Origin of the sequence: Vibrio sp. MACH09 (genome assembly GCF_033238805.1) — a bacterium.
In the GTDB taxonomy this organism is placed as follows: domain Bacteria; phylum Pseudomonadota; class Gammaproteobacteria; order Enterobacterales; family Vibrionaceae; genus Vibrio.
Genome location: NZ_BSFZ01000001.1, coordinates 3,331,269 through 3,341,365, shown reverse-complemented (window position 1 = coordinate 3,341,365; position 10,097 = coordinate 3,331,269). Strand labels below are relative to the sequence as shown.

Below are 10,097 nucleotides of genomic sequence, written 5' to 3'. Positions count from 1 at the left end.
AAATGATCGAGGATCCAGTGAATAAGATCGAAGTTATTCACATTTATCCCGAATCTATACCCTAGATCAGCCATTTTTTCCCCAACAAATGGACAAAAATATCAACAAAAGTAAGATCTTTATAACTTATCCCCAGATCTACGGGCCTACTCATTCGGTTATGTCTAATAACAACTAGTTATTTTATTTAGGCTAAATATAAGTCGTATTATCCATTCATCCAATAAGTGACGGAATTTTACAAAATGAAAAACTGGTTAAAGATATTATTAGCGACAGTTGCACTATCAAGTGCATCAATTCAGGCAACATATGCTGCTACAGATGTAAAAGTAGGAATGTCTGGTCGATACTACCCATTTACCTTTGTTGAAAAAGACAAGCTACAAGGTTTTGAAGTTGACCTTTGGGATGAAATTGGCCGCAGAAATGACTATAACGTGGAATATGTCACGGCAAACTTTTCAGGTCTATTTGGTTTATTGGAAACAGGACGCATTGATACTATTTCCAACCAAATAACAATTACCGATGTACGAAAAGCAAAATATCTATTTGCTGACCCATATGTCATCGATGGTGCTCAAATCGCCGTTCGCAAAGGGAACACATCCATCAATGGTATTGAAGACCTAAATGGAAAAACCGTTGCGGTAAACCTAGGCTCTAACTTTGAACAGCTACTTCGTGACTACGACAAAGATAACAAAATCAATATCAAAACTTATGATACTGGTATTGAACATGATGTTGCTCTAGGTCGTTCTGATGCTTTTGTTATGGACAGACTATCAGTACTAGAACTGATTAAGAAAACTGGACTGCCATTACAATTAGCAGGTCAACCTTTCGACACCATTCAAAATGCATGGCCATTTGTGAACAATGACAAAGGTATTGCTCTACAAAAAGAAGTCAATAGTGCGCTAGCCGCAATGAGAGCGGACGGTACGCTAGCTAAAATATCAAACAAATGGTTTGATGCCGATATCACTAAGTAACCGGTAAGTTCTTTAATGCTTCTCCTTTCTACTCAGGCAAGGAGAAGCCATTGAGAGTTACCTATAAATGTCATTACTTATAACGGCCACTGTTTGTAACTGCTATTGTCTATAACACCCCATGTCTGTAACTGTTAATGTCGTGACCACTCATTGTTTGTGAGCACCATAAAAATCCCGGAATAGTGATGAATTTTGATTTTCAATATATGTTTGAATTGCTGCCAATACTGTTTAAGTATCTCGGCACCACAATGGAAATGGCGATCTTTGGGCTATTTTTTGCTTTGATCATTTCGGTGGTTATTGCCAATATTCGTGTATTCAAAATTCCAGTACTAGATCAACTGAGTCAGTTATACATTAGCTTCTTCCGTGGAACACCTTTATTGGTTCAGTTATTCCTGCTCTATTACGGTTTACCTCAAGTGTTTCCGATATTAGTCGGGTTAGATGCTTTTTCCGCTGCCGTCATCGGCCTTACTCTGCACTTTGCCGCTTATATGGCAGAAAGTATTCGAGCTGCCATCATTGGTATTGATAGAAGCCAGATGGAAGCAAGTTTGTCGGTTGGAATGACCACTAGCCAAGCGATGCAGCGAATTATTTTGCCTCAGGCAACACGCGTGGCTCTGCCTTCATTGATGAACTACTTTATCGATATGATTAAGTCGACATCACTGGCATTCACTCTTGGTGTGGCAGAAATAATGGCGAAAGCACAGATGGAAGCCTCTTCTAGCTTTAAGTTTTTTGAAGCCTTCTTAGCCGTGGCACTTATCTACTGGGGAGTGGTAGTGATATTAACCCGTGTTCAGATTTGGGCTGAAGCGAAACTAAACAGGGCGTACCAAAGATGATAAAACTCGACAATATTCATAAGAAATTTGGCAACACCGAAGTTCTCTCTGGTATTGATATAGAGATTAAACAAGGTGAAATCATCGTTGTTATTGGTTCTAGCGGAACAGGAAAATCCACACTATTACGCTGTGTAAATTTTCTGGAGCATGCAGACAAAGGCACGATTACCATTGATGATGTGTCTGTTGATAGCGAGCATCATACTAAAAATGATGTTTTGGCGTTAAGACGTAAAACGGGGTTTGTTTTTCAAAATTACGCCCTTTTTGCCCACCTTACCGCGAAACAGAACATTGCCGAAGGGCTCATTACTGTTCGAGGATGGAAAAAAGCGCAAGCTTACCAGAAGTCTCAACAGATATTAGATGACATCGGATTGGGAGATAAAGCAGAAAGTTATCCATCGGCACTTTCTGGTGGCCAGCAGCAACGTGTCGGTATCGGACGGGCAATGGCACTACAACCAGAACTATTGCTATTTGATGAGCCAACTTCAGCACTTGACCCTGAGTGGGTAGGTGAAGTTTTGAGTCTAATGAAGCAGTTAGCAACACGTCATCAAACAATGATGGTTGTGACTCATGAGATGCAATTTGCTAAAGAAGTGGCAGATCGAGTGATATTTATGGCGGAAGGAAAAATCGTCGAGCAAGGTTCTCCACAAGATATCTTTGATAATCCACAGGATGCTAAGCTTAAAAAATTCCTAAATCAGGTCGGGATCTAATAAAGATCCTTGCGATTTAGTTCACACTACGTATAATCCGTCGACCGGAATTATTCGCTTGGTTTGGACTAACAGTTATTGACTCTTGGTGAGCCAGTGATTACAATTCCGCCTCTTTGTTGAGAGGCGTCGGATGTTAAGTCCCACGCCGGGTTTAACAGAAACCTATAAACTACTGATCAGTAAAAGGTATTAACATGAAACGCACTTTTCAACCTTCAGTTCTAAAGCGCAAGCGTTCACACGGTTTTCGTGCACGCATGGCAACTAAGAACGGTCGTAAAGTAATTAATGCACGTCGTGCTAAAGGCCGTGCGCGCCTTTCAAAATAATTCGCGATTATTTTGAGTACGTACGCGTTCAATCGGGAGTTACGTTTGTTAACTCCCGAGCATTATCAAAAAGTATTTAAGAAAGCACACAGTGCTGGCTCTCCCCATTTCACTATCATTGCCCGTAATAATTCTCTTTCACACCCTAGACTAGGCTTAGCTGTTCCAAAAAAACAGATTAAAACTGCTGTAGGTCGCAATCGCTTTAAACGCTTAGCTCGTCAAAGCTTTAGAATGAAACAACACGATTTGCCACAAAAAGATTTTGTTGTTATTGCAAAAAAGAGCGCTCAAGACTTAAGCAATGAAGAAATATTAAAATTATTTGATAAATTATGGCATCGCCTTTCTCGCCCTTATCGTGGTTAGCTATAGGATTGATTTATATATATAAGTTGGTGATAAGCCCGCTTATAGGTCCTCGCTGCCGCTTTACTCCTACCTGCTCAACCTATGCTTTAGAAGCAATAAAAATGCACGGTTTTGTAAAAGGGTGTTGGTTATCTGGCAAACGTCTATTAAAATGCCATCCTTTGAATGAAGGGGGTTTTGACCCCGTTCCACCAATCCAAGACAAAGACAGAGATAAATAACGATGGACTCACAACGTAATATCCTGCTCCTTGCACTGGTTTTGGTTTCTTTTTTACTGTATCAACAGTGGAATATTGAAAAGAATCCAGCACCACAGCAAGTAGTACAGGCACAAAATGGCAGCACTCTACCTGCACCATCTACTGCTAATGAACTTGACCCAGCGCCTGCGCAGCAAGCTTCTGCCAAACTGATCAAAGTGACAACAGACGTATTAAATCTGTCTATTGATACCATTGGTGGTGATATAACATCAGCAGACCTTGTTCAGTACTCTGACGAGCTTGACTCTGCAGACCCATTCCAAATTCTAAAAAACCAACCTGGGCATGTTTATATTGCACAAAGTGGTTTAATTGGACCTCAAGGTATCGATTTAAGCAGCACAAGTCGTCCTAGTTATAGCGTTTCATCAGATGCATTCACATTAGCTGAAGGCCAAGATGAGTTACGTATCCCTATGACTTATTCTGCCAATGGCATTGAATACATCAAAACGTTTGTTTTTAAACGTGGTCAGTACGACATTGATGTGGAATATACCGTTAATAACCAATCTGGTAGCAACGCGACTGTAGGTATGTATTCTCACCTACGTCAAAATGTTATGGATGCTGGTGGTAGCTTAACTATGCCAACATACCGTGGTGGAGCATATTCAACTCAAGATGTACGTTATAAAAAGTACAGCTTTGAAGATATGCAAGATCGCAATCTCTCGTTGAATCTTACTGACGGACAAGGTTGGGTTGGCATGCTGCAACACTACTTTGCATCTGCATGGATTCCTCGTGAAGCACCAGGTTCAACTATTTATACTCGCGTGATTGGTAACCTAGCCGATATCGGTGTGCGTATGCCAAATAAAACCGTGGCTACCGGTGACCAAGCGGCGTTTAAAGCAACGCTTTGGGTTGGTCCAAAACTACAGAACGAAATGGCAGCTGTCGCTCCAAACCTTGATCTAGTAGTGGATTACGGTTGGTTATGGTTTATTGCTAAGCCATTGCACTGGTTACTCTCTATGATTCAGGGCGTAGTGGTGAACTGGGGTCTTTCTATTATTATCCTTACGTTTATTGTTCGTGGTGCTATGTACCCACTAACAAAAGCGCAATACACCTCTATGGCAAAAATGCGTATGTTGCAGCCTAAACTGGCAGCGATGCGTGAGCGAATCGGTGATGATCGCCAGCGTATGAGCCAAGAAATGATGGAGCTGTATAAGAAAGAGAAAGTAAACCCATTAGGTGGTTGTTTACCTATCTTCCTACAGATGCCTATTTTCATTGCCCTATATTGGTCATTAATGGAATCTGTTGAACTGCGTCACTCACCATTCTTTGGATGGATCACTGACCTTTCCGCTCAAGACCCATACTACATTCTGCCTCTATTAATGGGTGCAAGTATGTTTATGATTCAAAAAATGAGCCCAACAACAGTGACAGATCCAATGCAGCAGAAGATCATGACGTTTATGCCGATCATGTTCACTGGTTTCTTCCTGTTCTTCCCATCCGGTCTAGTTCTTTACTGGTTGGTATCGAATATTGTTACTCTAATCCAGCAAACCCTAATTTATAGGAATCTGGAGAAGAAAGGCTTACATTCGAAGTAGCACAGAATTAAAGATAAAAGAAAGGCGGCCAAAAGGTCGCCTTTTTTGTTTTGGCTGATTACAATTCAGGTAATTTTCTACTCTATAGCCTAATAGGTAAAAACATGTCTACAGACACTATTGTTGCTCAAGCTACCGCTCCCGGACGAGGAGGCGTTGGCATTATAAGAGTATCTGGCCCAAAAGCAGCACAAGTGGCATTAGAAGTAACAGGGAAAACCCTTAAAGCACGCTATGCTGAGTATTTGCCCTTTAAATCAGAAGATGGCAGCGAGCTCGATCAAGGCATTGCACTCTATTTTCCAAATCCACACTCTTTTACCGGCGAAGATGTCGTAGAGTTTCAGGGACATGGCGGCCCTGTTGTGATGGATATGCTAATAAAGCGGATTTTAACCATTAGTGGTGTCCGTTCTGCACGTCCCGGAGAGTTCTCAGAAAGAGCTTTTTTAAATGACAAAATGGATCTTACTCAAGCGGAAGCAATAGCCGATCTTATTGATGCCAGTTCTGAAGAAGCCGCAAAATCTGCCCTACACTCTCTACAAGGTCAATTTTCCAATAAAATTAACCAGCTAGTAGATTCGCTAATTCACTTACGAATATATGTTGAAGCCGCCATCGATTTTCCAGAAGAGGAAATCGATTTTCTTGCGGATGGAAAAGTAAGTACCGATCTACAGACAATAATTGATAACCTTGATGCGGTTCGACAGCAAGCGAGTCAAGGGGCCATTATGCGCGAAGGGATGAAAGTCGTTATCGCTGGCAGACCTAATGCGGGAAAATCAAGCTTGTTAAATGCGTTATCAGGCAAGGACTCAGCCATTGTCACAGATATAGCGGGTACAACTAGGGATGTACTACGAGAGCATATCCATATTGATGGTATGCCATTACATATCATTGATACAGCCGGGCTTAGAGAGGCGTTAGATGAAGTTGAGAAAATTGGTATAGATAGAGCATGGGAAGAGATCGCTCAAGCAGACCGTGTATTATTTATGGTTGATGGAACAACGACAGATGCCACGGATCCTAAAGACATTTGGCCCGACTTTATCGATAATTTGCCTGAAAATATCGGTATGACGGTGATCCGAAACAAGGTAGATAAAACCAAAGAAGATCTGGGCATTTGCCATGTTAACGATCCAACACTTATCAAGTTATCCGCTAAAACAGGTGATGGCGTTGATGCTCTGCGTGCCCATTTAAAAGAGTGCATGGGCTTTTCTGGCGGAAGCGAAGGCAGCTTTATGGCAAGACGACGACACCTTGACTCTCTAGAACGAGCCAGCGAGCACCTATTAATAGGCCAGCAACAACTTGAAGGTTATATGGCTGGAGAAATATTGGCAGAAGAGCTAAGAATTACACAGCAACACTTAAACGAGATAACGGGAGAATTTAGTTCTGACGATCTTTTAGGGCGTATATTCTCTTCTTTTTGTATAGGAAAATAGGGTTAACAATGACTCTTTTCCCTATTAGTTAATAGGACCTTTTATGATTCAAATTATAACTGGCAGTACCTTAGGAGGCGCAGAATATGTTGGCGACCACCTAAGTGAAATGCTAGAAAAACAAGGCTTAGCGTCGGTTATCCATAATAATCCTAACTTTGATGACATTGATAATAGCGGTATCTGGTTAGTGATTACTTCTACCCATGGAGCAGGCGAGTATCCTGAGAATATACGACCATGGATTCAACAGTTACAAGAGACACCACCAAAAATGGATCAAGTCAAATATGCGATCATAGCCATTGGAGACTCCAGTTATGATACTTTTTGCGCAGCGGGTAAACACGCATATGATCTATTAAAAGATATAGGTGCTACGCCACTCACTGACTATTTTACCATTGATGTACTAGCAGAACCGATACCTGAAGACCCCGCAGAAAAATGGTTAACGGAAAACCTAAAAAGTTTCCAATAACATACTTAAAGGGTTACGTTTATCGTAACCCTTTATTTTATAAGCACTTTTCAATATCAATCTCATTTAATCTACAGTTATTCACGTTTTAATCAACCAAGTTATACCTAATGTGTATAAAATGATGTTATCCAGTGATCAACCTATAGTTATCCCAATAATAACTTTCCTTAGATCCAAGCCTTGTGGATAACTAGCCATTTTGATCCCAGCTAATCCTCTGTTAGATCATAGTAAGATCACAGTAATTGATCGTTTCAATGATATTGATCTTATTGATCATTTTCCCCTTATCCACATGATCGTGCCTCTCTAATAATAGATCTAATAAAAGATCTCTATATAAGATCTTATATATATTAAGCTTTTAGCTTTACGTTAAAAATTGGTGAAATCCATTTTCAGCAAAGGACAAAGAAGGTAGAATAGCGCTCCTTTTTTATTTTCCTCAAATAGCTTGTTTACCTAAGGTCGCTCCATGCTTTATCACGAAAAATTTGATGTCATTGTTATCGGTGGTGGTCACGCTGGTACAGAAGCAGCACTTGCGTCAGCAAGAACAGGTCAAAAGACCTTATTGCTCACTCATAACATTGATACATTAGGACAGATGTCTTGTAACCCCGCGATTGGCGGAATAGGTAAAGGACATTTAGTCAAAGAAGTGGATGCATTGGGTGGTGCAATGGCCCAAGCCATTGACAAAGCAGGTATTCAATTTAGAACGTTGAATGCTTCCAAAGGACCAGCTGTTCGAGCAACACGAGCTCAAGCAGATCGATTATTATATAAATCGGCTATTCGTCAGCTATTGGAAAATACTGACAATTTAACGCTATTCCAACAATCTGCCGACGATCTTATTGTTGAACATGATCAAGTGGTGGGTGTTATTACCCAAATGGGCCTCAAATTCCACGCGAGAGCCGTTGTATTAACGGTAGGAACCTTCCTTGGTGGAAAGATCCATATAGGAATGGAAAGTTCGTCAGGAGGCCGCGCAGGCGATCCTCCTTCTATCGCGCTTGCGAATAGATTGCGTGAATTACCACTTAGAGTCGATCGTTTAAAAACAGGAACGCCACCAAGAATTGATGCAAATAGCGTCGATTTTTCGCAGCTAGAAGTTCAACATGGTGATGATCCTACTCCGGTATTCTCGTTTTTAGGTCAACGTAGTGATCACCCAAAACAGATCCCTTGTTATATTACTCATACCAATGAGAAAACTCATGATGTTATTCGGGCCAATTTAGATCGAAGCCCTATGTATGCAGGGGTAATTGAAGGTATAGGTCCTCGATATTGCCCATCGATTGAAGATAAAGTGATGCGTTTTGCGGATAAGAACAGCCATCAGATCTTTATTGAACCTGAAGGGTTAACCTCGACAGAACTTTATCCTAATGGCATATCAACAAGTTTGCCTTTTGATGTTCAGGTTAAAATTGTCCAGTCAATGAAAGGGCTAGAAAATGCTCATATTATGAGACCAGGATACGCCATAGAGTACGATTTCTTCGATCCACGAGATCTTAAAAAGAGCTATGAGAGTAAGTTTATTCAAGGTCTGTTTTTTGCTGGACAGATAAATGGCACCACAGGATATGAAGAAGCAGCTGCTCAAGGACTAATGGCTGGTCTTAATGCCAGTTTGTATAGCCAAGAAAAAGAGAGCTGGAGCCCTCGTCGAGATCAAGCTTATATGGGGGTTCTTATTGATGATTTATCAACAATGGGAACCAAAGAACCGTATCGTATGTTCACCTCCAGAGCAGAGTATCGTCTGCTACTTAGAGAAGATAATGCTGATTTGCGATTAACTGAAAAAGGCCGAGAGCTTGGCTTAGTGGATGATCTACGTTGGGCGCGTTTTAATGAAAAAGTAAACAATATTGAGCTTGAGCGTCAACGTCTAAAAGATACTTGGATGAATCCGAAGTCAGAAGGCATTGAAAAACTAAATGCTGTACTTAAAAGCCCTATGTCACGAGAAGCAAGTGGTGAAGATCTACTGCGAAGACCCGAGATGACTTATCAACAACTGACCACGTTAGATGCTTTCGCACCTGCTATTGAGGATCAACAAGCGGCAGAACAAGTTGAAATACAAGTTAAATATGAAGGGTATATTCAGCGTCAAAAAGATGAGATAGAAAAATCATTAAGACATGAAAACACCAAACTTCCAGTCACGTTAGATTATTCTCAGGTTCAAGGCTTATCTAACGAAGTTGTCGCCAAGTTAAGTGAAGCTAAACCTGAATCCATTGGTGTCGCATCTAGAATTTCCGGTATCACACCTGCTGCTATCTCTATTTTGCTGGTTTATTTGAAAAAACAGGGCATGTTGAAAAAGGGAGATGAATAAGTGGATTCACTCAATCAAAAACTGACTTCACTGATCCAACAGACGGAGCTCACCCCTAGCCAAAAACAGTGTGAGCAGTTGGTAGGTTATGTGCAAATGTTGGATAAGTGGAATAAAGCGTACAACCTGACATCGGTTCGTAATCCAATGGATATGCTTGTTAAACATATTATGGATAGTATTGTTGTAAGTCCTCACTTACGCGGAGAACGATTTATTGATGTCGGTACAGGACCGGGGCTTCCAGGAATTCCCTTAGCGATAATGAATCCGGATAAACAGTTTTATTTGCTGGATAGTCTAGGTAAAAGAATTCGTTTTATTAAGCAAGTGATACACGAACTTGGAATAGAAAACGTGACAACGGTGCAAAGCCGAGTAGAAGAGTTTCAGCCAGATGAAAAATTTGATGTGGTGCTAAGTCGTGCATTTGCGTCGATGACAGATATGGTGGAATGGTGTCATCATTTACCAAAACGAGATGTAGGTTGTTTTTTTGCACTTAAAGGTCAACTCGCAGATGATGAATTAACACTGCTACCAAAGTGGTGTAATGTGATCGAAATCAAAGCTTTGAAAGTTCCTGAGCTAGAAGGTGAACGACATCTTGTAGTCTTAGCTAATCGAGAAAAATAGAGAG

General features: G+C 40.8%; 11 protein-coding genes. All 11 read left to right on the top strand.

Annotated features, from left to right (window positions below; genetic code table 11):
* Positions 1-245 precede the first annotated feature (245 nt).
* The 11 genes from CHJ_RS15130 to rsmG all read left to right on the top strand — a co-directional run bounded on the left by CHJ_RS15130 (position 246) and on the right by rsmG (position 10,093).
* The gene (locus CHJ_RS15130) at positions 246-1,001 is read left to right on the top strand and encodes an amino acid ABC transporter substrate-binding protein (protein WP_317918051.1); all 756 of its coding nucleotides are present in this window, start codon (positions 246-248) and stop codon (positions 999-1,001) included.
* 188 nt (positions 1,002-1,189) lie between these two features.
* Complete coding sequence (locus CHJ_RS15125) at positions 1,190-1,861, top strand: amino acid ABC transporter permease (RefSeq protein WP_171754508.1); 672 nt, start codon at positions 1,190-1,192, stop codon at positions 1,859-1,861.
* The gene (locus CHJ_RS15120) at positions 1,858-2,592 is read left to right on the top strand and encodes an amino acid ABC transporter ATP-binding protein (RefSeq protein WP_171754509.1); all 735 of its coding nucleotides are present in this window, start codon (positions 1,858-1,860) and stop codon (positions 2,590-2,592) included. The genes CHJ_RS15125 and CHJ_RS15120 overlap by 4 nt, the downstream gene beginning before the upstream one ends.
* 197 nt (positions 2,593-2,789) lie before the next feature.
* Positions 2,790-2,924 (top strand): 50S ribosomal protein L34, encoded by a 135-nt coding sequence (gene rpmH, locus CHJ_RS15115; RefSeq protein WP_009600312.1) that lies wholly within the window; start codon positions 2,790-2,792, stop codon positions 2,922-2,924.
* Positions 2,925-2,936: 12 nt separating this feature from the next.
* Entirely contained in the window at positions 2,937-3,293 is a 357-nt protein-coding gene (rnpA, locus tag CHJ_RS15110; protein ID WP_171754510.1) for a ribonuclease P protein component, read from the top strand.
* Positions 3,260-3,517, top strand: coding sequence for a membrane protein insertion efficiency factor YidD (gene yidD, locus CHJ_RS15105; RefSeq protein WP_171754511.1), 258 nt, complete (start codon positions 3,260-3,262; stop codon positions 3,515-3,517). The genes rnpA and yidD overlap by 34 nt, the downstream gene beginning before the upstream one ends.
* Positions 3,518-3,519: 2 nt before the next feature.
* Positions 3,520-5,139: a membrane protein insertase YidC gene (gene yidC, locus CHJ_RS15100; RefSeq protein WP_317918050.1), complete on the top strand. Its 1,620-nt coding sequence runs from the start codon at positions 3,520-3,522 to the stop codon at positions 5,137-5,139.
* 104 nt (positions 5,140-5,243) lie between these two features.
* Positions 5,244-6,605 (top strand): tRNA uridine-5-carboxymethylaminomethyl(34) synthesis GTPase MnmE, encoded by a 1,362-nt coding sequence (gene mnmE / locus CHJ_RS15095; protein WP_317918049.1) that lies wholly within the window; start codon positions 5,244-5,246, stop codon positions 6,603-6,605.
* Between the two features lie 43 nt (positions 6,606-6,648).
* Entirely contained in the window at positions 6,649-7,086 is a 438-nt protein-coding gene (gene mioC / locus CHJ_RS15090) for an FMN-binding protein MioC (RefSeq protein WP_317918048.1), read from the top strand.
* Between the two features lie 478 nt (positions 7,087-7,564).
* A complete protein-coding gene (gene mnmG / locus CHJ_RS15085; RefSeq protein WP_317918047.1) occupies positions 7,565-9,457 on the top strand; it encodes a tRNA uridine-5-carboxymethylaminomethyl(34) synthesis enzyme MnmG in 1,893 nt (630 codons plus the stop codon).
* Positions 9,458-10,093: a 16S rRNA (guanine(527)-N(7))-methyltransferase RsmG gene (rsmG, locus tag CHJ_RS15080; protein ID WP_171754516.1), complete on the top strand. Its 636-nt coding sequence runs from the start codon at positions 9,458-9,460 to the stop codon at positions 10,091-10,093.
* Positions 10,094-10,097: the final 4 nt, after the last annotated feature.

Excerpts from the sequence above, each read along its gene's own strand:
- CHJ_RS15130 (WP_317918051.1), top strand. The coding sequence starts at position 246 with ATGAAAAACTGGTTAAAGATATTATTAGCGACAGTTGCACTATCAAGT.
- CHJ_RS15125 (WP_171754508.1), top strand. The coding sequence starts at position 1,190 with ATGAATTTTGATTTTCAATATATGTTTGAATTGCTGCCAATACTGTTT.
- CHJ_RS15120 (WP_171754509.1), top strand. The coding sequence starts at position 1,858 with ATGATAAAACTCGACAATATTCATAAGAAATTTGGCAACACCGAAGTT.
- rpmH (WP_009600312.1), top strand. The coding sequence starts at position 2,790 with ATGAAACGCACTTTTCAACCTTCAGTTCTAAAGCGCAAGCGTTCACAC.
- yidD (WP_171754511.1), top strand. The coding sequence starts at position 3,260 with ATGGCATCGCCTTTCTCGCCCTTATCGTGGTTAGCTATAGGATTGATT.
- yidC (WP_317918050.1), top strand. The coding sequence starts at position 3,520 with ATGGACTCACAACGTAATATCCTGCTCCTTGCACTGGTTTTGGTTTCT.
- mnmE (WP_317918049.1), top strand. The coding sequence starts at position 5,244 with ATGTCTACAGACACTATTGTTGCTCAAGCTACCGCTCCCGGACGAGGA.
- mioC (WP_317918048.1), top strand. The coding sequence starts at position 6,649 with ATGATTCAAATTATAACTGGCAGTACCTTAGGAGGCGCAGAATATGTT.
- mnmG (WP_317918047.1), top strand. The coding sequence starts at position 7,565 with ATGCTTTATCACGAAAAATTTGATGTCATTGTTATCGGTGGTGGTCAC.